This is a genomic window from Arthrobacter sp. TJ-170 (genome assembly GCF_058269305.1).
Map to the genome: position 1 here is coordinate 1 of NZ_JBZCNL010000006.1, position 21,539 is coordinate 21,539.

Sequence of the window (21,539 nt, forward strand, 5' to 3'; positions counted from 1 at the left end):
AGCGCCATGACGGCAACAGCGCCGGCATCCTCGGCGATGCGGGCCTGCTCCGCGGTGACAACATCCATGATGACGCCGCCCTTGAGCATTTCCGCCATCCCGCGCTTAACACGACTGCTGCCGGTGGCCATGTGTTCATAAGGGAGTGGTCTAAGGGTCAAGTCTTGCTCCATGGGAACGGTATGCCTGTAGAGCCAGGCGTTGGAATGGTGGGAGGAAGCCCGGGTGTCCGCGAACACCCGGTAGACAGGCAAGTGTCCGGATCAACACTCGATGACGTTGACCGCGAGCCCGCCCCGCGAGGTCTCCTTGTACTTGACTTTCATGTCAGCACCGGTTTCCCTCATCGTCTTGATTGCTTTGTCGAGGGAGACCTTGTGTGATCCGTCGCCGTGCATCGCCATGCGCGCCGCGTTGATGGCCTTGTTACTGGCAATGGCATTGCGTTCGATGCAAGGGATTTGCACCAAACCGCCGACGGGATCGCACGTCAGCCCCAGATTGTGCTCGATGCCCACCTCGGCAGCATTCTCAACCTGCTCCGGTGTGCCTCCCAGGACTTCGCAGAGACCCGCTGCAGCCATGGAACACGCCGATCCGACCTCGCCCTGGCAGCCGACCTCGGCGCCGGAGATGGAGGCATTCTCCTTGAAGAGAATGCCCACCGCGGCCGCCGCGAGGAGAAAGCGGACGATGCCGTCCTCGCTCGCTCCCGGAATGAACTTCTCGTAGTAATGCAGCACTGCCGGGACGATGCCTGCGGCGCCGTTGGTCGGTGCGGTCACTATGCGGCCGCCTGAGGCATTCTCTTCATTGACCGCCAACGCGAAAAGGTTCACCCAGTCCATTGCACGCATCGGGTCTGTATCATCCGTGCGGGTGGACAGCGCGGCGTACAACCTGGGGGCTCGCCGCGGAACGCGCAGTCCACCGGGCAGGACCGGTTCGGTACGCTCGCATCCGTTTTGAACGCATTCCTTCATGACGGACCAGATATGCAGCAGTTCGCTGCGCAGTGCATCCTCGCTCCGCCAGGACAGCTCATTTGCGAGCATGATGTCGCTGATACGCAGCCCTTCCCGGCGGCAATGCTCGAGAAGCTGGCCGCCGGTTGTGAACGGATACGGGAGCGGAGTGGTGTCCTGAACGATGCGGTCCGCACCTGCAGCCTGCTCGTCGACGACAAACCCGCCGCCCACCGAATAGTACGTCGCAGCCTTGAGCACCGACCCATCGCTTTTCTGGGCGGTGAACGTCATGCCGTTCGGATGGGCAGGCAGGGATTTGCGCCGATGGAGGATAACGTCCGCATCCATGTCGAACCCGATCGGCCGTACAGCGGCCAGATTCAGTTTCCCCTGTCTGGCTGCATCGGCCACGATCTCGTCGGCACGGTCGGTGTCCACCGTTTCGGGGGTTTCCCCCTGCAGACCGAGAACCACGGCCTTGCCGGATCCATGGCCATGACCGGTGGCGCCGAGGGAACCGAACAACTGGGAGTGAACGCGGGTCACCTGTTCCAGCAGCCCCTCTGCTGCCAGAACGTCAGTGAACCGCTTGGCGGCACGCATGGGGCCAACGGTGTGTGAGGACGACGGGCCGATTCCGATCGAGAAAAGGTCCAGCGTGCTCAGCGCCATTAACTTATCTCCGGTGCTTTGTACTCAGCCATGGCATCGACAAGCCACCGGCCCAGGTAGTCCGCGAAGGAAGACCGCGGGTAGAGCCGGAAAGTCTCCGCCTCCACCTTCCGAAGGATCACCGGAACGTGCCCGATATTCGTGTTCACCGCTGTGCCCTCCTTGAAGGCCCGGGGGTGAAGGTCCACTGGGCATCCCTTCTCCAGGACGCCCCTGGCCGATGGACCGGTCAGTTCAAAAGTGGTCCGGTTGGCGGAGAGATCGAGCACCGAGCCCGGAAAACCCTGAAGCGCCTTTTGCAGCGCAAGGACAAGATGCTCGGAAGCTTCATCCGAAACCACAAGGAACTCGTCCGGCGCCAGCCAGAGGACAGAGCGTCCGGACCCCGTTGTGACCAGACCGTGCCGGTCCGGGAGCTGCGCCCCGAGGACCTCCTCGAGCCGATGCGCGCCCTCGCTCTGTGGCGTCGCCCTCAAACCGACCATCGTCTGGAACGGCACCTCGCGAAGGCTTACTCCGCGCCGGCCGTCCACGCTGGCGTCGGCGAAGGCAGCTGCCAGATGGCCTGCCGGGCTGCGCCGCAAGGCGGCGTGATCAGTGGTACTGGTGTTCTCAAGGAGCGTGTCAGCCATCTCGGCGGTTCCCTTCCGGATCGTAAAGTACGGTTTCGGCGACGGTGACGTCGACGAGCTGGTCGCCTACCGGAGCCACAAGGGTCTCCCCGATGCGGTTGCGGCCGTTTTTGATCAGCGCCAGGCCAAATGAGCGACCCAGCGCCTGACTGTGATAGCTGGACGTGACATGTCCGACCATCGGAACAGCACCCGCTCCGGCCTTCTCGATGGCTCCCTCCTCGACAAGCTGGGTTCCCTCGGGGAGCCGAATGTGCTTGTCCACAGGAAGCACACTCACCAGGTGCTTGCGGTCAGTGCGTTTGGTGTCCTCGCGTGAGTAGGAGCGCTTGCCCACGAAATCCTTGGCCTTGGAAATGATCCATTCCATGCCGGCATCCTGGGGTGTGATGGTGCCGTCAGTGTCCTGCCCGACGATGGGATAGCCCTTCTCGGCGCGAAGTACGTGCATGGTTTCGGTGCCGTAGGGGGTGATGTTGAACTCTGCACCGGCGGCGGCCACGTCCTCCCACACCTGCTGTCCGTACCAGCCCGAGACGTTGATCTCGAAGGCCAGCTCACCGGAGAAGGAGATACGGCAGACACGCGCAGGGATCCCCGAGGCGAGGGTGGTCTCCCGGAAGGTCATGAACGGGAACGATTCGTTGGAAACGTCCAGCTCCGGCGCCAGCTTGGCGACCACTTCACGGGACTTCGGGCCGACAATTGCGATGGTGCTCCACTGCTCAGTCACCGAGGTGCAGTTGACGTCCAGCTCCGGCCACTCGGTCTGGAGCCATTCCTCAAGCCAGTCCAGAACCTTTGCGGCGCCGCCTGTGGTGGTGGTCATGAAGTAGCGGCCTTCGTCGATGCGCAGGGTCACGCCGTCGTCGTAAATCATGCCGTCCGGAGTGCACATGACTCCATAACGGGCGGAACCGGGTGCGAGCTTCTTGAAAGCGTTGGTGTAGATGCGGTTCAGGAACTCACCGGCATCGCTGCCCCAGATCTCAATCTTGCCCAGCGTGGTGGCGTCCATGAAGCCGACCGAATCCCGCACTGCAGCGCACTCGCGCGCAACCGCAGCATCCATGTCTTCACCCGGCTGTGCGTAGTACCAGGGACGCAGCCACTGGCCCACGATCTCGAACTCGGCGCCCTGGGCGACGTGCCATGGGTGGATCGAAGTGAATCGTGCCGGATCGAAGAGGTCGCCTCGCTCGCGACCCGCCAGCGCCGCGAACGCCACCGGAGCGTAAGGAGCACGGTAGGTCGTGGTACCGATTTCGCCCGGGGTCGCTCCGCCGTTCAGCGCTGCGGCGATCACGCCGATTGCGTTGACACCGGAGGTCTTCCCCTGGTCGTTGGCGGTGCTGATGGAGGTGTAGCGCTTGATATGTTCCACCGAACGCATTCCGGCGCCGGTGGCCCGAAGTACGTCTGCAACCGTTTGATCGCGCTGCAGGTCCACAAAGTGCTCGCTCAGGTCCCCGAGCTGCGAGTTTTCGTCATGGACGAGCCACAGTGGCCGGGTCGGACCCTGCGCCACAGGCGGGTGGGAGGAAACCGCGAGGGCATGGGCGCCCATCTCGTTGACGAAGCCGGCGTTGAACGCTGCCACCGATCCTGCGTGGCCGCCTTCCGCAAGGCAATCCTCCGTGGCAAAGCTGCCCGCGGCCGATCCGACTATCTGCTGGCCCTCCACCGCATCGGACGGCACGAATGCAACCAGGCTGTCGTCCCAGCGGACGCGGCCCTGGCGCTGGCTGTGAAGGTGGGTGACCGGGCTCCAGCCGCCTGAAACGGCAACCAGATCACAGGCGACTTCCGCCACCGGCCCGTACGCAATGCCGTCGTCATTGAGCGATCGCACGACGGCACCGCTGACGCGCGGGTTGCCCACGGTGTCCGCGACAACGGAGCCGAGCAGGACCCGGATTCCTTGGTCCGTAGCGGCCCGGGCCGCGGGGGACGCTTCAGGCCGGGCATCTACGATCGCCGCGATGCTGATGTTTGCACGCTGGAGGTCGCTGACCAGGTCATACGCGCTGTCGTTGTTGGTGCTGATAAGCACTCGGGCACCCGGCGCCACGGCGTAACGGTTGATGTAGGTGCGGACTGCCGAGGCGAGCATGACACCTGGACGGTCGTTGTTACTGAAAACGATGGGACGCTCATGTGCGCCGGTGGCAACAACCACCTGCTGGGCGCGAATGTGCCAGAGTCTCTGACGGGAGACCGGTGACATCTCGGGCGCAGCTGCAGCCTGCCCGAGGTGGTCCGTCCGGCTCTGGAGGGCGATCACGTAATTGCTGTCGTAGTTTCCGAAGGCGTTGGTGCGGGAAAGGATGGTGACTTCCTCGGCGGCCTCCAGCTCAGCCCGAACGGAATTGATCCATTCGACGGAGCTCTGTCCATCGATCGTGGTGCCCGGCGCGGACAGGAGCGAGCCGCCCAGTTCCGGCTGGTCGTCGATGAGGATCACGCGGGCACCTGTGACGGCGGCAGCGCGGGCAGCGGCCAGCCCGCTGGGTCCGGCTCCGATGACCAGGACGTCGGTGTGGACGTACTTCTTGTCATAGACGGCCGTATCATCGGCCGGATCCAGCTGGCCCAGGGCGGAGAGGTACTCGGCGGAGAGTCCGTCGGTCAGCTCCACCGTCGTGGCCGGAAGCATCGACTCGTTCACGCCGCCCTGGCCGCGGTGATGAACCTTCACCAGCGCATTGGGTTCCTCGATGCCGGCGGAGAGAATGCCGCGAGGCCGGCTCAGATACAGGGAGGGAGCGGTTTCAATAACTCCATTGGCCAGCAGGGCGGAGGCAAGGGTGTCACCGGCGTGACCGGTGTATTCCTTGCCGTCCACGGTGAAGGCCAGCTCCTGGGAACGGTCGATCCGGCCGCCTTCGGCGACGCGGTGGGGCTGAGGTGTCATTTGGTCCCTCCAGCAATGGGGCCGGTGCTATCGGCTTGGGCGTTCGTGATGTCGGGACGGGCCCCACCCGGAGGGTAGACGGCCGAGATCCGGTAGGTGACTGTGTCGCGGATGGCGTTGAACCATTTGCGACAGCCGGCTGCGTGCGACCAGCGTTCAGCGAACTGGCCTTTCGTGTTCTCGCGGTAGAAGAGGTAGCGTGCCCATTCTTCGTCGCTGAGCGCGTGGGGGTCTGCCGGATACTCCACATGGGCCTGTCCGCCGTAGTGGAATTCGGTTTCGTCTCGTGGCCCGCAGTTGGGGCACTGGATCTGTATCATGCCGTCTCTTCTTTCAGTGGGCCACGGCGGCTGCGCCGTGCTCATCGATGAGCGCACCGGTGACGAAGCGTTCAAGCCCGAAGGGTTTGTTGAGCTGGTGGGGCTCGTCATCGGCGATTGTCGCGGCGAAGCTCCAGCCCGCTCCGGGCGTTCCCTTGAAGCCGCCGGTTCCCCATCCGCAGTTCACGTACATGTTCTCAACCGGGGCCTTGCCGACGATCGGAGAGGCATCCGCCGTGGTGTCCACGATGCCGCCCCAGGTCCGGAGCAGGTGGGCACGGGCGAAGATCGGGAACAGCTCGACGGCGGCAGCCATCTGGTTCTCGATCACGTGGAAGGATCCACGTTGGCCGTAACCGTTGTAGGAATCGACTCCCGCGCCCATGACCAGTTCGCCCTTGTGCGCCTGGGAAACGTAGACGTGCACGTGGTTGGACATCACGACGGTCGGGTGGACCATTTCATGCAGTTCGGAAACCAGCGCCTGCAGCGGGTGTGACTGGATGGGCAGGTCAAAGCCGGCCATCTTGGCCAGAACGCTGGAGTGACCGGCTGCGCACAAGGCAACCTTGCCTGCGTTGATGGTGCCACGGTTGGTCTTGACGCCGGTGACCTTGTTGCCGTCCTTGATGAAGCCTGTGACTTCACAGTTCTGGATGATGTCCACGCCGAGCTCATCGCACTTGCGTGCGAAGGCCCAAGCCACGTGGTCATGCTTCGCGATGCCCGCGCGCGGCTGGAATGTGCCGCCCAGGATCGGGTAGCGGATCTTGTCGCTCGTGTTGATGATCGGGCAGACTTCCTTGACCTGGTCAATGTCCAGCCACTCAGCATCGACGCCGTTGAGCTTGTTGGCGTTGACGCGACGTGTGGAATCACGGACATCCTGCAGCGTGTGGTCCAGATTCAGAACACCGCGCTGGCTGAAAAGGAAGTCGTACTCGAGCTCCTCCGGGAGCTGCTCCCACAGTTTGAGCGAGTGCTCGTAGATGGCCGCACTCTCGTCCCAGAGGTAATTGGAACGGATGATCGTGGTGTTGCGGGCCATGTTGCCACCAGCCAGCCAGCCCTTTTCAAGGATGGCGATGTTGGTCATGCCGTGGTTCTTGGCCAGGTAGTAGGCAGTGGCAAGGCCATGTCCGCCGCCGCCGATGATGACTGCATCATAGGAGGACTTGGGCTCGGGATTGTGCCAGAGGAAATCCGGGTGCTCCGGGAGGAGATCAGCCATTACGCTACCTTGATCTTTTGGGCGGAGAGGTTGGGGTAAAGGGGGAATTTCTCGGCCAGGTTTTCAACCCGCTGCCGGAGTGCTGCCGCGGTCTCGTCGCTGAACTCGCGTTTGAGGGCTGCCGCGATAATGTCCGCCACCTCGCTGAATTCAGCCGCGCCGAAACCTCGGGTGGCCAGAGCCGGCGTGCCGACGCGCAGGCCCGAGGAGATCATCGGGGGGCGCGGATCGAACGGGACGGCATTGCGGTTGACGGTGATCCCGATGCGGTGCAGCCGGTCCTCGCCCTGCTGCCCGTCCAGCTCCGAGTTACGCAGATCCACCAGGACCAGGTGCACTTCGGTGCCGCCGCTGACGACAGTCGCACCGTTCTCGGCTACGTCATCAGCAAGTAGCCGCTGCGCGATAATCCGGGCACCTTCCAGGGTGCGCTCCTGGCGGTCCCGGAATTCTGGCTCGGCTGCCAGCTTGAAAGCGACGGCCTTTGCGGCAATAACGTGTTCCAGCGGGCCGCCCTGCTGGCCGGGGAAGACTGCGGAGTTGACCTTCTTCGCGATGGCGGCGTCGTTGGTGAGGATGATTCCCCCGCGCGGACCGCCGAGTGTCTTGTGCGTGGTGCTCGTGACAATGTGTGCGTGCGGGACGGGATTCGGGTGCAGACCTGCTGCCACCAGTCCGGCGAAGTGCGCCATGTCCACCATCAGGTAAGCACCAACGAGGTCGGCGATACGACGGAATTCGGCGAAATCCAACTGCCGGGAGTAGGCAGACCAGCCGGCGACGATCAGCTGCGGCTTGTGCTCGACAGCCAGGCGTTCCACCTCGGCCATGTCGATCAGCATGTCCTCTTCGCGGACTCCGTAAGGGACGACCTTGTAGAGCTTTCCGGAGAAGTTGATGCGCATGCCATGGGTCAGGTGCCCGCCGTGCGCGAGGTTCAACCCGAGAATGGTGTCTCCGGGCTGGATGAGGGCGAACATCGCAGCCGCGTTGGCCTGCGCACCGGAGTGAGGCTGGACGTTGGCAAAGTCGGAACCGAACAGCGACTTGAGGCGGTCGATTGCAAGCTGCTCCACAACATCGACGTGCTCACAGCCACCGTAGTAACGCTTGCCGGGGTAACCCTCCGCGTACTTGTTCGTCAGGACGGACCCCTGCGCCTCCATAACGGCAGTAGGAGCAAAGTTTTCAGAGGCGATCATCTCCAGAGTGTTCTGCTGTCGTAGCAGTTCCTGCTCCACGGCGGCGTGGATCTCGGGATCGGTCTCTGTGAGCGAGCGGGTCAGAATCTCGACCATCGTTTCTCCTAAGTCAGCTCTAATATCCTCTTGATATATTAGTTGTGTGGCTCAAGTATGCTATCGACGGTCGTAGCTGTCAACACCCTCTACAGACGGAGTGCGGGCCGGCCTACGCGGCGAAAAGAGCCTCGCGGACGGCATGCTCAAAACCGGTGACGTGAGCCCTGGCGAGTTCGGCGGATTTCGCCTCATCACCGTCGATGACGGCACGCAGGAGGTCCACGTGCTCGCGCACGTGATGAGACAAGTCCGGAAGCCGGTCCAGAACCATGCACCAGATGCGGGTTGCGAGGTTGTCGTAGCGGATCAGGACATCCTCCAGATGGGGATTGGCAGCCGCAGCGTATATACCCTGGTGAACCCGGGCATCGAGCCGCAAGGTTTCCACAATGGACGCGGCACCGGTATCGAATTCCTCGACTGCACGCATAACTGCCCGCAGCTGTTCCCGCGAGGCTTCGGTTGCCACCCGGGCCGCCCGGGCGGCGGCAAGGGGTTCGAGCTGTGTGCGAATCTCCGAGATGAACGCGAGGTCGGTGACTTCCACCCGCGTGGCGAACGTGCCCCTCCGCGGGTAGGAAACAACGAGGCGATCCAGCTCCAACCGCTTGAGCGCCTCACGCACCGGAGTCCGTCCCACGCCAAGATCCTTTGCGAGCTGGTCGTCATTGAGGAGGTCCCCCGGCCGGATGTTCAACATCAACAGCCGGTCCCTGATGTTCTCGTACGCTACGTCTGCCAATGACTTTCTGGCGGTCTCGTCGTCGACCGCAAGAGCCTCAAAAACCATAACGCCAACCCCTCTAATCCCGAATGGCGAGACTATTGACCCCGCCCCTCTCACCAGTATACGCTGATTGCCGAATCTAATATATCAGTATGGATTTTTGGAATATATCTAAAGGAGGAGACATGACCCTCATGGCATCAGATTCATCCACCAGCACACTTGCCCAGCCGGAGGCCCGCGCGGAGGAACAGACGAGGAAGTTCGTTCTCACGCTGTCGTGCGTCGAACGCGCCGGCATCGTCCAGGCGGTCACCACGTTCCTCTTTGAGCGTGGGTTCAACATCGACGAGCACCAGCAGTTCGACGACGGCCTCCGTCAGACACTGCATCTGCGCACTGCGTTCTCGGGTTCCTCCGAGTACACACCCGAAAGGCTCAACGAAGAGTTCAGCGCGATCGCAAACCGCTTCGACATGAAGTTCGGCTTTCACGACGAGACCAAGCAGCGCATCCTGGTCATGGTCTCGAAATTCGGCCACTGCCTGAATGACCTGCTCTTCCGCTGGCGCGGCGGAAGCCTCGGCGGCGACATCGTCCTTGTGGTTTCAAACCATGAGACACACCGCGCCATGGCCGATGCGGCAGGCCTTCCCTTCATCTACGTTCCGGTCACTCCAGAGACGAAGGCAGACTCCGAAGCGAGACTCCTGGAACTGGTGGACGAGTATGACATCGACCTCGTGGTGCTCGCCCGATACATGCAGGTGCTCTCCGACGATCTGTGCCGGGCCCTGGAAGGCCGGGCCATCAATATTCATCACTCGTTCCTGCCGGGCTTCAAGGGCGCACGGCCCTACCACCAGGCCTACGACCGTGGCGTGAAGCTCGTGGGGGCCACCGCGCACTATGTAACTGCGGATCTGGACGAGGGACCGATCATCGAGCAGGAAGTTATCCGGGTCGATCACAGCTACGGCCCCACTGCCCTTTCGACAGTGGGCCGGGACGCAGAAGCCCTCGCACTCTCACGCGCCGTCCGATGGCACTGTGAACACCGCGTACTGCTGGATCGAACCAGCACAGTCGTGTTCCGGTAAGCGAATCAACTGAAGCAGCAGAGTCCAAAGACTAAATCAGCAGGAGAAAAGCACATGGCATCGACGCCGCGTATTGTCATCATCGGAGCCGGAATCGTTGGCACCAATCTCGCCGACGAACTGGTCACACGGGGCTGGAACAACATCACCGTCCTGGATCAGGGACCGTTGAACATGCCCGGGGGTTCAACGTCCCACGCCCCCGGCCTTGTTTTCCAGACCAACCCCTCAAAGACCATGGCCCTCTTCGCCAAGTACACGGTGGAGAAGCTTCTGTCCCTCACCGAGGACGGCGTGAGCTGTTTCAACCAGGTGGGCGGCCTGGAAGTTGCCACCACCGAAACGCGCCTTACCGACCTGAAGCGCAAGCTGGGCTATGCGGAATCGTGGGGCATCGAAGGCAAGATCCTTACCACTGAAGAGTGCAAGGAGCTTTACCCGCTCCTCAACGAGGAAGACATCCTTGGTGGGCTTCACGTTCCCAGTGACGGACTGGCCAGCGCCGCCCGCGCCGTGCAGCTGCTGATCAAGCGCACGGAGGCCGCGGGAGTCAAGTACCTGGGCAACACCACCGTCACCGGAATCGAACAGTCCAACCGCCGGGTCACCGGCGTCGAAACGTCCGACGGCGTCATCCCGGCCGACATCGTTGTCTCCTGCGCCGGTTTCTGGGGCGCCAAAATCGGAGAGATGATCGGCATGTCCGTTCCGCTCCTCCCGCTGGCCCACCAGTACGTCAAGACCACTCCTGTGCCGGCTCAGAAGGGCAAGAACGAACTGCCCAACGGCGCCTCCCTGCCCATCCTGCGCCACCAGGACCAGGACCTGTACTACCGCGAGCACGGCGACCGCTACGGCATCGGTTCCTACGCCCACCGCCCCATGCCCGTGGACCTCGACGAGCTCGGCAACTATGAGCCGAGCACGATCAGCGAACACAACATGCCATCCCGGCTGGATTTCACGCTGGAGGACTTCCTCCCGGTCTGGGAGGCCACCAAGCAGTTGCTTCCGGCGCTGCAGGAAAGCGACATCGAGGATGGCTTCAACGGCATCTTCTCCTTCACTCCCGACGGCGGTTCCCTGGTGGGCGAGTCCAAGGAGCTGGACGGCTTCTTCGTGGCTGAAGCCGTGTGGGTAACCCACTCTGCCGGTATTGCCCGCGCTGTCGCCGAACTGCTGACCACCGGGAAGTCGGAGATTGACCTGGGCGATTGCGACATTCACCGCTTCGAGGAGATCCAGCTGACCCCCGAATACGTGAGCGAAACGTCCCAGCAGAACTTCGTGGAGATCTACGACGTCCTCCACCCTCTCCAGCCCAAGCTCTCCCCCCGCAACCTCCGGGTGAGCCCTTTCCATGCACGCCACAAGCAGTTGGGCGGGTACTTCCTGGAGGGCGGCGGATGGGAACGCCCCTACTGGTTCGAATCGAACGCCGAGCTGCTGAAGGAGATGCCGGACGAATGGCAGCCGCCGGCCCGCGACGCCTGGTCCGGGATGTTCAGCTCGCCCATTGCCGCTGCCGAAGCCTGGAAGACCCGCACGGCAGTTGCCATGTACGACATGACTCCGCTCAAGCGCCTTGAAGTTTCCGGCCCTGGAGCCCTGAAACTGCTCCAGGAACTCACCACCGCGGAGATGAACAAGAAGCCCGGCGCAGTCACTTACACCCTATTGCTGGACGACGCCGGCGGCATCCGAAGCGACATCACGGTGGCGCGCCTGAGCGAGGACACCTTCCAGCTCGGTGCCAACGGCAACATCGATACCGCCTACTTCGAGCGTGCGGCCCGCCACCAGACTGAAGCCGGCACCGCCAGCGACTGGGTCCAGGTTCGGGACACCACCGGCGGCACCTGCTGCATCGGCCTGTGGGGTCCGCTTGCCCGTGACCTCATCGGCACCGTCAGCAGCGACGACTTCAGCAATGATGGTCTTCGCTACTTCCGTTCCAAGCAGGTAGTCATCGGCGGCGTCTCCGTCACCGCGATGCGCTTGTCCTACGTTGGCGAGCTGGGCTGGGAGCTCTACACCAGTGCGGACAACGGGCAGCGCCTCTGGGATGCGCTCTGGAAGGCCGGTCAGCCGTTCGGCGTCATTGCGGCAGGCCGGGCAGCATTCGGCTCGCTGCGTCTCGAGAAGGGCTACCGCTCGTGGGGCACCGACATGACCACTGAGCATGATCCGTTCGAAGCAGGTGTCGGATTCGCGGTGAAGATGACCAAGGAGAACTTCGTCGGGAAGGCCGCCCTCGAAGGCCGGACCGAGGACAACTCCGCCCGCCGCCTGCGGTGCCTGACGGTCGACGACGGCCGCAGCATCGTGTTGGGCAAGGAACCGGTCTTCTACAAGGAGCAGGCCGTTGGCTACGTCACCAGCGCTGCGTACGGCTACACCGTCGCCAAACCGATCGCCTATGCGTACCTTCCGTCCGCAGTCTCCATCGGCGATTCTGTGGAGATTGAGTACTTCGGACGCCGCATCCCGGCGACGGTCACGGCGGATCCGCTCTACGACCCCACCATGACCAGGCTCCGCGGCTAGTAACCGCGGTCCACCAGGGCAGGCGGCCCGGCCCCATCCCTGCAAACAGGGGCCGGGCCGCCGTTGTACCCCGGCCCCTCAATCCCAGCCGAGCCGACTCGAGCTTTAGCCAGGAAGACACATGATCAGCTCAGAAACTATTAACGACTACCTCGCCAGGCTTGCCTCACGCGAACCCACGCCCGGGGGCGGCGCAGCCGCGGCCCTTCACGCGGCCCAGGCGGCCGCGCTGGTTGCGATGGTTGCCAGGTACACCACCGGCGGGAAATACGAGCAGCACGCAGAACTCGTGACCAGAGTCATCAGCGCCGCCGATGCACTGGTGACGGACGCGCTGCGCCTCTCGGACGCGGATCAACAGGCGTTCCAGGGCGTCATTGATGCCTACAAACTTCCATCCGGGACGGATGAGCTCAAGGCGGCGCGGACGGCGTCCATCCAGGAGGCACTCATCCTGGCCGCGCAAGTCCCTGCACAGCTCATCGAGCTTGCCGGCGTCATCGTGGACCTGGGCACTGAACTTCTCGAGGTCGCCAATGCCAACGTCATCAGTGACATTGCCGCAGCTGCGGATGCAGCCCGCGCAGCCGCGACCACCGCCCGAGTGAACATAGACATCAACGTGGTCGCGGTGAAAGATCCTGCGGCCCGTGCCCAGCTGGCTGAGCAGACCGATGGTCTCGAGGAGAAAATCGTCCTGGCAGCAGACTCCCTCGTGGAGCGCGTACGCGGAAGGATTCTCAGTTGAGCACCGCAATCCTCTCCGGGAAGGCACTGGCAGGTCTGATTCGGCAGAAGGCCGAGGATCAGGCGAGGACACTCGAAGCTGACGGGCTGCGCCCTACGCTGGCGGTAGTCGTGGCCACAGACGACAGCTCCACACACTGGTATGTGCGGTCCATCGAAAGGGCCGCAGAAAGCGCGGGCATCAACTGCAGGATCGTGGACCTCGGCCATGACACCACCGAACCAGTCCTGGCCTCCGTCCTGAAAGACCTCAGCGCAACCCCGTCTGTACACGGCATCATCCTCCAGACACCTTTGCCTGCCGGCGTCCGGACCGACGAGCTGGTTGGTCATATTGCGCCGGAAAAGGACATCGATGGCGCAAACCCGTTGAGCCTTGGACGCCTGGCGGTAGGCCAGCCCTCTTTCGCTCCCGCGACAGCGCGTGCGGTTGTGGAGATTCTTGACCACTTCGACATCCCTGTCGCGGGCAAGAACGTCGTCGTCGTCGGCCGTTCCGCCGTGGTTGGAAAGCCGCTGTCCCTGCTGCTGCTGCAACGCGATGCCGCGGTCACTGTGTGCCACTCCCGGTCGGGGCCCCTGGAGAAATACACAAAAACGGCCGACGTCGTGGTCGTCGCAGCAGGCCGCGCCGGTCTGCTGAACGGCGACCACATCTCCACCGACGCCGTAGTGATCGACGTCGGCACAAACGTCCTTGCCGACGGCACCCTCGTGGGCGACGTCGACGATGCCAGCGTGCGCGGCACCGCCGCAGCGCTGACCCCAGTCCCGGGCGGCGTCGGTTCAGTCACTACGTCTCTGCTGCTCCTGCACACCACGGATGCCGCGCGGGAGCAGTCTCATGCATTGGTACGGGGAACTGTCGGGTGAACCGCAGCGGGCACAGCTGCTATCCGGTTGAACCCGTCGTCGTCTCCGTCGAGGGTGCGGATGAGCCCGAACGGCAGGACTTCGTTACCACGCTGAGGAAGGCGCTGGGATACTCCTACCTGGTGCGGACGGCGGACGACCAGGATGAGCTGCACGCGCCTGGAGAATGCCCCGACATGGTTTTCGAGTCAGGGGCTGCCAAAGACCGGCGCCACGCACTGCAGATCCTCCTCGGGACCAATGGGCGCCGCGCAGCAGCCGGTACCCAAATCACGGTGATGGACCCTCTGCACCCGGATGCGGCTCTGCGCACGGCCGAAGCCATGGCTTCCCTACCCGCTCTGGACGCGGTCGCCGGTCTCGGGAAATTGCCCGTCCCCCCTCCTCTGCAATGTGTGAAGCTGTCGGAGCACCTGGACGCGGAAGCCGTCTTTCTGGAGTTGTACGGGTTGTCCAGCCACCGTGTCTGGCTGGACAGCTCGAACCCTGCGACGGACGCCACGGAAGGACGAAGCCGATTCAGCATCATGGCCGATGATTCCGGTAGCCGGGGGATGCGGGCACGGCACGAGAACGGTGTGACCACCGTCGAATCAGACGTCATCACCAGCCGGGTTCCCGGTCCCTTTTTCACCTGGTTGGACAGGAATTGGGACAATACCCAGGCCCACACTGCCGGCCTTCCCTCCGGACTGGGGTTCGCTCTTGGCTGGCTCGGCTATCTCGGATATGAACTCAAGCGTGAGTGCGGCGGCAACGCTGTGGAGTCATCCCTGCCGGATGCTTCACTGATTCGTTGCAGCCGGGCTGTGGTGTTCGACCACCAGAGACGGCACGTATATCTACTGGCGGAAGCCGGGCAGGAAGGCCGGCAATGGTGCGAAGATGCTGCACGACGCATCGGCCGCCTGCCTGACACGCCACAGCCGATCACCAGCCCTTTGCCGTCCGTGCAGTTCAGCGCAGCCGACTCCTGCCGGTCCTACCTGGAGAAGATCGCTGCATCCCAGGATGAAATCACGCAGGGGAACTCCTACGAGGTCTGCCTGACGACGCAGATTTCCAGCGACAACCACGAGAGCGTCGATTCGTGGGAGTTCTACCGGAGGCTCCGCCGCGCAAGCCCTGCCCCGTTTGCGAGTTACATACAGCTGGGATCGGTCACCATCGCGAGCTCCTCGCCGGAGCGGTTCCTCAGTATCACTGCTGACGGCCACGCGCGTGCCGAACCCATCAAGGGAACACGACGGCGTGACGCATCCCCGTTGGTTGACAGGCGCCTGAAGCGGGACCTGACGACTTCAGTAAAAGACAGGGCGGAGAACATCATGATCGTGGACCTGATGCGTAACGACCTGTCACGCCATGCCGAACCGGGAACAGTATGCGTGACACGGCTCTGCGACGTGGAGACGTACGCAACAGTGCACCAGCTGGTCAGTACCATCGAAGCAACCATCGCGCCCGGGAGGTCACGGGCGGCGGTCGTGGCAGCCGCCTATCCCCCAGGGTCAATGACGGGCGCACCCAAGATCAGCAGCATGAACATCCTCGACCGGCTCGAGCCTCAACCACGCGGCCCATATTCGGGTGTGGTTGGCTACTTCTCTCCCAACGGCGCAGCAGACCTGTCCGTCACGATCCGCAGCGCCGTATTCCAAAGATCGACCACGGGGGTCCAACGGGTGACCGTGGGCATCGGCGGAGCCATCACAGCCGATTCACACCCCGACGAGGAGCTTGCAGAAATCCATACCAAAGCCAGGGCGATCCTCGGCGTTCTTGGGGCTAACTTCCCCGAATGAGCTGATGCCGCAGGCATCCGCAAGGGCTACAGGACTGCCCTGATCAGATTCTCGAAATCGGTGACATGCTTGGTTGTCAGTCGAACTGCGGACTCGGAGTCCCCTTCGGCGATACATTCCAGCAGCTCAATGTGCTGGGCAATGTGCTCGGACACCGGCGGAAGCTTCTCCAGCACCAGGCTCCAGATCCTCGTCGCAAGGTTGTCGTACCGGGTGAGGACATCTTCGAGGTGGCGGCTTCCCGTGGCCCGGTAAATGGTCCGGTGCACGCGCATGTCCAGCCGCATCAGGTCCTTTTGCGCGTGCATTTCCGGCAGACGCTGCTCGACCTCCCGGGCGAATTCCTTCAGCTCCTGCCTGAGCTGCGGAGACGCCATCCGCGCAGCACGCGATGCTGCTGCAGGCTCGAGCAACTGGCGAATCTCGGAGATCTCAGCGAGATCGGTGATGTCCACGCCTGCGGCGAATGTGCCCCGCCGCGGATAAGCCACGACCAGATGGTCGCTCTCGAGCCGTTTCATGGCCTCCCGGATAGGCGTCCGGCCCACACCCAGGCGCCGGGAGATGACCTCATCGTTGAGCGGTTCACCGGGTTTGATGTCCAGCACGATCAGTTCGTCGCAGAGAACCCGGTAGGCATAATCGGCAAAGGATTCGCCGTCCTGCCTCGGAGGCAAGTACGAATCTTCCCCCGCGACCGCTAATTCGCCAACACTTGTCATCTTCGAAGTTCTCCTCCTGGATACGGTGAGCCTTGACTCGAAGGCTCTGCGTACATAGTATTCCCATAACTGATATATCAATACGCAACAAGCGGAATGTCACGAAACTGCCCTTGCGGGTGTCAGAGACTTACGTAAATCGGCGAAGGCCAGTTGCCCAGAAATGGAGACCGATGAGTAACCAAACGGCCGCGAGGGTGCGGCTGGAAGTTGTCCCGTCGCCAGATCTGCTCACACAACTTCCGGCGATCTTTGATATGCCGGGCTCCGTCAGTGTGACCTGCCTTCCCCACCACGGTCCCAAGCGCACTGTAGAAGCATCGGTAGACCTGGCCCGGTTGGGTTACCGCGCAATTCCCCATCTCGCGGCCCGCGGTATCGCCAGCCGGGCGCAGCTGCATTCCCTGCTGACACAGTTGCAGGATGCCGGCGTCTCAGAGCTGTTTCTTGTTGCGGGCGACCGACGCACACCTGCAGGCCCGTACTCCTGGAGCGGGCACCTCCTGGAGGCAGTGAAGGAGTTCTCCCCTGGATTTTCCGCGGGGATTGCCGGCTATCCTGAAGGGCATCCTGAGCTGAGCCAGGAACAGCTGGCGCGCAACCTTGCGAGCAAGGCACCGATGGCATCCTCCCTTGTCACCCAGATGTGCTTTTCCGCGGAAGCAATCAGCCGGTATCTGCGCTCACTGCGCGAGAATGGCGTAGAACTGCCCGTATGGGTCGGGGTTCCCGGTCCCGTTTCAGTCAAGAAGCTGGCGGCAATGGGAGCGCGCCTCGGAGTCGGCCGTTCGCTCAAGCTTGCCCGTAGGACCGGCATGGCCGGCGCCTTGTGGCGACGGGGCGACTTCCTGAATTACGACAGCGGCAGGCTGGTCCGCGACGTTCACCGGAAGGTGGCGGACAATCCCCTCTTCGCCGGCTTCCACGTCTACACATTCAATGACCTCGGGCGTCTACCCAACCTCCTGAGCGGATTGCCGCAGCAGGCAACGTTGCCCCCAGGCAACACCCCCAGTCCTCTGTTTCCTGCCAAGATCTGAAGGGAAGATCTCGTGGCTTCAAAAGCTCCCAAAGAAAATATCGACGAGTCGAAGCTGACTCTCACCAAGCCCAAGTCCAAGGCTGTCGGCCTGCCCGCAGTCATGAACTCGCTGAAGATCTCCATGGATCAGATGGGCCCTCTGCGCAGCGTTCAAACGCTCTTGGCCGTCAATCAGATCGACGGTTTCGATTGCATGGGGTGCGCCTGGCCCGAACACGAAAAGCGCAACACAGCCGAATTCTGCGAGAACGGCGCAAAGGCGGTGGCGGAAGAAGCCACTCGCCGCCGCGTTACGCCCGAGTTCTTCGCCAAGCATTCCATCGCCGACCTGCGGACGCGTGACGACTACTGGCTGGGCCAGCAGGGCCGGCTGACGCACCCGATGCTTCTTGACGAGCATGCAACCCATTACAGGCCGATCGAGTGGGACGACGCCTATGAACTGATCGCCCAGGAAATAAAGGACATGGACCATCCGGATCAGGCGGTCTTCTACACCTCCGGACGGACCTCCAATGAGGCAGCCTTCCTCTACCAGCTCCTCGTGCGGGGCATCGGGACCAACAACCTCCCCGATTGCTCCAACATGTGCCACGAGTCCTCGGGATCAGCGCTCGTCGAAACTATCGGCATCGGTAAAGGTTCCGTAAGCCTGCATGACCTCGAAACCGCGTCCCTGATTTTTGTCGCCGGCCAGAACCCCGGCACCAATCACCCACGAATGCTTAGCGCACTGGAGAAGGCCAAGAAAAACGGCGCCTTCATCATTTCCGTGAATCCCCTTCCCGAAGCCGGACTCCTTCGGTTCGAGAATCCCCAGACCGTCTCAGGCATGGTCAAAGGCACGCAACTGACCGATGACTTCCTGCAGATCCGTGCCGGCGGCGACCAGGCCCTCTTCCAGGGCCTTGGCAAGTACCTTCTCGAAGCGGAAGCCCAGGGGAGAAAGACACCCGGGCTGTCCACAGTGCTCGACCATGACTTCATCAGGAACCACACTGTCGGAATCGATGAGTACCTGCGGTTCCTGAATGAAACGCAATGGGATGACATCCTGGAAGCCACCGGACTCACCCGGGAACAGATCGAAGCCGCCGGAGAACGCCTTCTGGCGTCCAACGCGACGATCGTCTGCTGGGCCATGGGCCTCACCCAGCACAAGCATTCGGTACCCACGCTCCGGGACGTGGTCAACGTGCTGCTACTTCAGGGGAACATCGGGAAGCCCGGAGCAGGAGTCTGCCCAGTCCGAGGCCACTCGAACGTCCAGGGCGATCGGACCATGGGCATCTTCGAGAAAATGCCCGCGAAGTTCCACGACAGCCTCGACCACCGGTTCGAGTTCCTCTCACCGCGGAAGCACGGCTACGACACTGTGGCAGCGATCCGCGCCATGCGGGACGGTGACGTCCGTGTCTTCATCGGAATGGGCGGCAACTTCGTCAGGGCGGCCCCGGATTCAGAGGTCACAGAGAAGGCCTTGGCCAATACCCGTCTGAGTGTGCAGATCTCCACGAAACTTAACCATTCCCACGTGTCCACAGGCCGCCGTGCGCTGATCCTGCCCACCCTCGGACGCACCGAGAAGGATACCCAACGTTCTGGTGACCAGAGGGTGACAGTGGAAGACTCCATGAGCGCAGTCCACGCTTCGCGCGGACGCATCAAGCCCGCCAGTGAGCACCTGCACTCAGAGGTGGCCATCGTGTGCAACCTCGCCCACAAGCTGTTCGTGGACAGCGACAATCGTCCACGGTCCAACGCCCCCAGAGCCGACTGGCTCGCGATGAAGGACGACTACTCCCTCGTCCGGAAACACATCGAGGCTGTGATCGACGGATTCGAGGACTTCGAGGAGCGGATCCAGCATCCCGGGGGCTTCGTGCTTCCAAACCCTCCCCGGGACGCCAGAAAGTTCGACACAGAATCGGGCATGGCCCATTTCACCGGCAACAAGCTCGAGTTCATCAAGGTGCCCCCGGGACGCCTGATCCTCCAGACGCTACGCTCGCATGACCAGTACAACACCACCATTTACGGCAAAGACGATCGGTACCGCGGCATTCATGGAGGGCGACGCGTGGCCCTCGTCAACGAATCGGATATTGCGGAGATGGGGTTCAGGGATGGCGATCTGGTTCACCTCATTTCCGAGTTCCAGGGAACTGAGCGCCGAGCGGACAATTTCCGCATCGTTTCGTATTCGACCCCCAAGGGATGCGCAGCGGCGTACTATCCGGAAACCAATGTGCTCGTGCCGCTTGATTCTGTCGCCGACACCAGCGGTACGCCGACCTCCAAGTCAGTCGTCGTGCGGATGGAAAGGGCCGGCTCCCAGCTCTGATATGACCGGACGACTGTTCTGAGCCGGGTGCGTGCCGGATTCATGAAGGATGAGGTGTCGCGTATCCCGTGAACGGTGCTTCGGTGGCCTGAAACCTGGGGAGGTATCCTCATCGAAGCATCGCTCTCGGGAGTCGGGACAGCGCGCGTCAAGCCAGCCAGAAAGGTGCCGAAGTGCTTACTCACGAAACCCCAGGTGGTCACGCTGCCGGTTCGCCGCTGCACCGGGACCAGGCCGCAGGGTCAACCCGATCCTGGTCCGAAGCCCGCAGGATTGCCTTCGATTGTGCTTCCGCACTTCCACCCGTGAGCGTCCCCCTCGCGTCGGCTCCGGGCCGGAGGCTTACCCGAGACGTCACCGCGCGGCAGGACATACCCCACTATGCTTCCTCCGCCATGGATGGTTGGGCCGTCAACGGCAACGGTCCCTGGATACTCACTGCACAAGGACGCGCCCTGTCACCCGACGAGGCCTGCACCATTGCCACCGGTGGACTGGTTCCACCGGGCACTCAGGCCATACTCCGCAAGGAAAGTGGCCGGCTCACGCAGAACGCTGAGGGCAAACCGCTCCTGACCCTGAACGACCGGGCGGCGCTCGGCGAGCCAGTATTCGGTCAGCACATTCGCCATGCGGCAGAAGAGGCCACAGCCGGTGAGGTGTTGATCGCCATGGATACAGTGCTGAATCCCGCGCACGTTGCCCTCGCCGCCGTAGCAGGCTACGACGAACTGCGAGTCCAGGGAAGACCGACGGTCTCGATCGTCCTGACTGGTTCAGAGGTAGTGACGTCCGGCCTCCCCGCACCGGGACGGGTCAGGGACACGCTCGGTCCCCAACTTGAGTCTGTAATCTCCCTTCTTGGAGCCACCCCCGCTATCCCGCTCAGAATCGGTGATTCCTACCAGGACTGGCTGTCGGCCCTGGGAGCTTTTGATACGCCGGCCGGGCAGCGACCGAACGTAACGATAACGACCGGCGGGACCGGCGTTTCCGAGACCGACCATTTCCGCGCCGTCGTATCCGCACTTGGCGGGAGGCTACTTCTGGACGGTGTCGCCATGCGTCCCGGTCACCCCGCTGTCCTGGCGGAACTGCCCGACGGACGCTTCCTCCTGGGCCTCCCCGGAAACCCCCTGGCTGCCATGATGGCGCTCGTCACGCTGGCAGAGCCGCTCCTGGCTGCTCTTGGTGACCGTCCTTTGACCGCACCAGTGCACATGGCATCCGGAGCTGACATTGATCCGCTCCCAGGACATACACGTCTCATTCCCTGCACCTTCATCCACGGCATGGCTGTTCCTGTTTCCCATACCGGGCCCGGCATGATGCGCGGCCTTGCCCGGGCGGAGTGTGTGATGGCAGTTCCCCCCGGCGGCACCAAGTCAGGCGGGACGGTTCCCGTGCTTCCCCTACCTTGGACGCAGTCGAATGCGAACGTCCATCAGGGCGGACAATTCCGTTAGGTCACCGGACGTCCGTAGCCCCAGCGGCCGTGAACGGGCGCGCTTCAGACACGGTCTAGGATGAAGTGAATGGATATCAGGCCTGGCATTCCAGCCCTGAAGACCCGCGCTTAGACAAAGACACGAGG

16 protein-coding genes and 1 pseudogene are annotated in these 21,539 nt (G+C 62.7%); 8 read left to right on the top strand and 9 right to left on the bottom strand.

The genetic code is table 11. The features are described 5' to 3' along the window. The 8 genes and pseudogenes from AC4D1W_RS11885 to AC4D1W_RS11920 form a co-directional block, all read right to left on the bottom strand. A pseudogene (locus AC4D1W_RS11885) lies at positions 1–131 on the bottom strand (pyridoxal 5'-phosphate synthase lyase subunit PdxS); the annotation flags it as partial. A gap of 132 nt (positions 132–263) precedes the next feature. After that, positions 264–1,640: an L-serine ammonia-lyase gene (locus AC4D1W_RS11890; RefSeq protein ID WP_490892071.1), complete on the bottom strand. Its 1,377-nt coding sequence runs from the start codon at positions 1,638–1,640 to the stop codon at positions 264–266. Further along, complete coding sequence (locus AC4D1W_RS11895) at positions 1,640–2,272, bottom strand: sarcosine oxidase subunit gamma (RefSeq protein ID WP_490892070.1); 633 nt, start codon at positions 2,270–2,272, stop codon at positions 1,640–1,642. The genes AC4D1W_RS11890 and AC4D1W_RS11895 overlap by 1 nt, the downstream gene beginning before the upstream one ends. Further along, the gene (locus AC4D1W_RS11900; protein WP_490898867.1) at positions 2,265–5,186 is read right to left on the bottom strand and encodes a sarcosine oxidase subunit alpha family protein; all 2,922 of its coding nucleotides are present in this window, start codon (positions 5,184–5,186) and stop codon (positions 2,265–2,267) included. Before AC4D1W_RS11900 ends, AC4D1W_RS11895 begins: the two co-directional genes overlap by 8 nt. Further along, complete coding sequence (locus AC4D1W_RS11905) at positions 5,183–5,506, bottom strand: sarcosine oxidase subunit delta (RefSeq protein ID WP_490892068.1); 324 nt, start codon at positions 5,504–5,506, stop codon at positions 5,183–5,185. The genes AC4D1W_RS11900 and AC4D1W_RS11905 overlap by 4 nt, the downstream gene beginning before the upstream one ends. 13 nt (positions 5,507–5,519) lie before the next feature. Beyond that, on the bottom strand, positions 5,520–6,737 hold the full coding sequence (locus AC4D1W_RS11910) for a sarcosine oxidase subunit beta family protein (protein WP_490898868.1): 1,218 nt from the start codon (positions 6,735–6,737) through the stop codon (positions 5,520–5,522). Further along, positions 6,737–8,035: a serine hydroxymethyltransferase gene (gene glyA, locus AC4D1W_RS11915; protein ID WP_490898869.1), complete on the bottom strand. Its 1,299-nt coding sequence runs from the start codon at positions 8,033–8,035 to the stop codon at positions 6,737–6,739. The genes AC4D1W_RS11910 and glyA overlap by 1 nt, the downstream gene beginning before the upstream one ends. A 112-nt stretch (positions 8,036–8,147) precedes the next feature. Beyond that, complete coding sequence (locus AC4D1W_RS11920; protein ID WP_490898870.1) at positions 8,148–8,828, bottom strand: GntR family transcriptional regulator; 681 nt, start codon at positions 8,826–8,828, stop codon at positions 8,148–8,150. A 122-nt stretch (positions 8,829–8,950) separates the two neighbouring features. On the opposite strand from AC4D1W_RS11920, the gene purU reads away from it, so the two are divergent. The 5 genes from purU to AC4D1W_RS11945 all read left to right on the top strand — a co-directional run bounded on the left by purU (position 8,951) and on the right by AC4D1W_RS11945 (position 15,837). Then, the gene (gene purU, locus AC4D1W_RS11925) at positions 8,951–9,865 is read left to right on the top strand and encodes a formyltetrahydrofolate deformylase (protein WP_490892064.1); all 915 of its coding nucleotides are present in this window, start codon (positions 8,951–8,953) and stop codon (positions 9,863–9,865) included. Between the two features lie 54 nt (positions 9,866–9,919). Then, positions 9,920–12,412: a GcvT family protein gene (locus AC4D1W_RS11930; protein ID WP_490898871.1), complete on the top strand. Its 2,493-nt coding sequence runs from the start codon at positions 9,920–9,922 to the stop codon at positions 12,410–12,412. Between the two features lie 121 nt (positions 12,413–12,533). Continuing rightward, positions 12,534–13,160 (top strand): cyclodeaminase/cyclohydrolase family protein, encoded by a 627-nt coding sequence (locus tag AC4D1W_RS11935; RefSeq protein WP_490892062.1) that lies wholly within the window; start codon positions 12,534–12,536, stop codon positions 13,158–13,160. Beyond that, entirely contained in the window at positions 13,157–14,032 is an 876-nt protein-coding gene (locus AC4D1W_RS11940) for a bifunctional 5,10-methylenetetrahydrofolate dehydrogenase/5,10-methenyltetrahydrofolate cyclohydrolase (RefSeq protein WP_490892061.1), read from the top strand. Before AC4D1W_RS11935 ends, AC4D1W_RS11940 begins: the two co-directional genes overlap by 4 nt. Next, complete coding sequence (locus AC4D1W_RS11945; protein WP_490898872.1) at positions 14,029–15,837, top strand: anthranilate synthase component I family protein; 1,809 nt, start codon at positions 14,029–14,031, stop codon at positions 15,835–15,837. Before AC4D1W_RS11940 ends, AC4D1W_RS11945 begins: the two co-directional genes overlap by 4 nt. Positions 15,838–15,863: 26 nt before the next feature. Here the strand turns inward: AC4D1W_RS11945 and AC4D1W_RS11950 are convergent, their stop codons facing one another. Further along, the gene (locus AC4D1W_RS11950; protein WP_490892059.1) at positions 15,864–16,514 is read right to left on the bottom strand and encodes a GntR family transcriptional regulator; all 651 of its coding nucleotides are present in this window, start codon (positions 16,512–16,514) and stop codon (positions 15,864–15,866) included. 218 nt (positions 16,515–16,732) lie between these two features. On the opposite strand from AC4D1W_RS11950, the gene AC4D1W_RS11955 reads away from it, so the two are divergent. The 3 genes from AC4D1W_RS11955 to AC4D1W_RS11965 all read left to right on the top strand — a co-directional run bounded on the left by AC4D1W_RS11955 (position 16,733) and on the right by AC4D1W_RS11965 (position 21,411). Beyond that, positions 16,733–17,599, top strand: coding sequence for a methylenetetrahydrofolate reductase (locus AC4D1W_RS11955; protein ID WP_490898873.1), 867 nt, complete (start codon positions 16,733–16,735; stop codon positions 17,597–17,599). Positions 17,600–17,611: 12 nt separating this feature from the next. Then, positions 17,612–19,945, top strand: coding sequence for an FdhF/YdeP family oxidoreductase (locus AC4D1W_RS11960; protein ID WP_490898874.1), 2,334 nt, complete (start codon positions 17,612–17,614; stop codon positions 19,943–19,945). A 173-nt stretch (positions 19,946–20,118) separates the two neighbouring features. Continuing rightward, complete coding sequence (locus AC4D1W_RS11965) at positions 20,119–21,411, top strand: molybdopterin molybdotransferase MoeA (protein WP_490898875.1); 1,293 nt, start codon at positions 20,119–20,121, stop codon at positions 21,409–21,411. The last annotated feature ends 128 nt before the right edge of the window (positions 21,412–21,539 follow it).

Bases quoted from the DNA above. Each gene is read 5' to 3' on its own strand.
- AC4D1W_RS11920 (WP_490898870.1), bottom strand. From the start codon at position 8,828: ATGGTTTTTGAGGCTCTTGCGGTCGACGACGAGACCGCCAGAAAGTCA.
- AC4D1W_RS11895 (WP_490892070.1), bottom strand. From the start codon at position 2,272: ATGGCTGACACGCTCCTTGAGAACACCAGTACCACTGATCACGCCGCC.
- AC4D1W_RS11900 (WP_490898867.1), bottom strand. From the start codon at position 5,186: ATGACACCTCAGCCCCACCGCGTCGCCGAAGGCGGCCGGATCGACCGT.
- purU (WP_490892064.1), top strand. From the start codon at position 8,951: ATGACCCTCATGGCATCAGATTCATCCACCAGCACACTTGCCCAGCCG.
- AC4D1W_RS11910 (WP_490898868.1), bottom strand. From the start codon at position 6,737: ATGGCTGATCTCCTCCCGGAGCACCCGGATTTCCTCTGGCACAATCCC.
- AC4D1W_RS11955 (WP_490898873.1), top strand. From the start codon at position 16,733: ATGAGTAACCAAACGGCCGCGAGGGTGCGGCTGGAAGTTGTCCCGTCG.
- AC4D1W_RS11930 (WP_490898871.1), top strand. From the start codon at position 9,920: ATGGCATCGACGCCGCGTATTGTCATCATCGGAGCCGGAATCGTTGGC.
- AC4D1W_RS11935 (WP_490892062.1), top strand. From the start codon at position 12,534: ATGATCAGCTCAGAAACTATTAACGACTACCTCGCCAGGCTTGCCTCA.
- glyA (WP_490898869.1), bottom strand. From the start codon at position 8,035: ATGGTCGAGATTCTGACCCGCTCGCTCACAGAGACCGATCCCGAGATC.
- AC4D1W_RS11905 (WP_490892068.1), bottom strand. From the start codon at position 5,506: ATGATACAGATCCAGTGCCCCAACTGCGGGCCACGAGACGAAACCGAA.
- AC4D1W_RS11890 (WP_490892071.1), bottom strand. From the start codon at position 1,640: ATGGCGCTGAGCACGCTGGACCTTTTCTCGATCGGAATCGGCCCGTCG.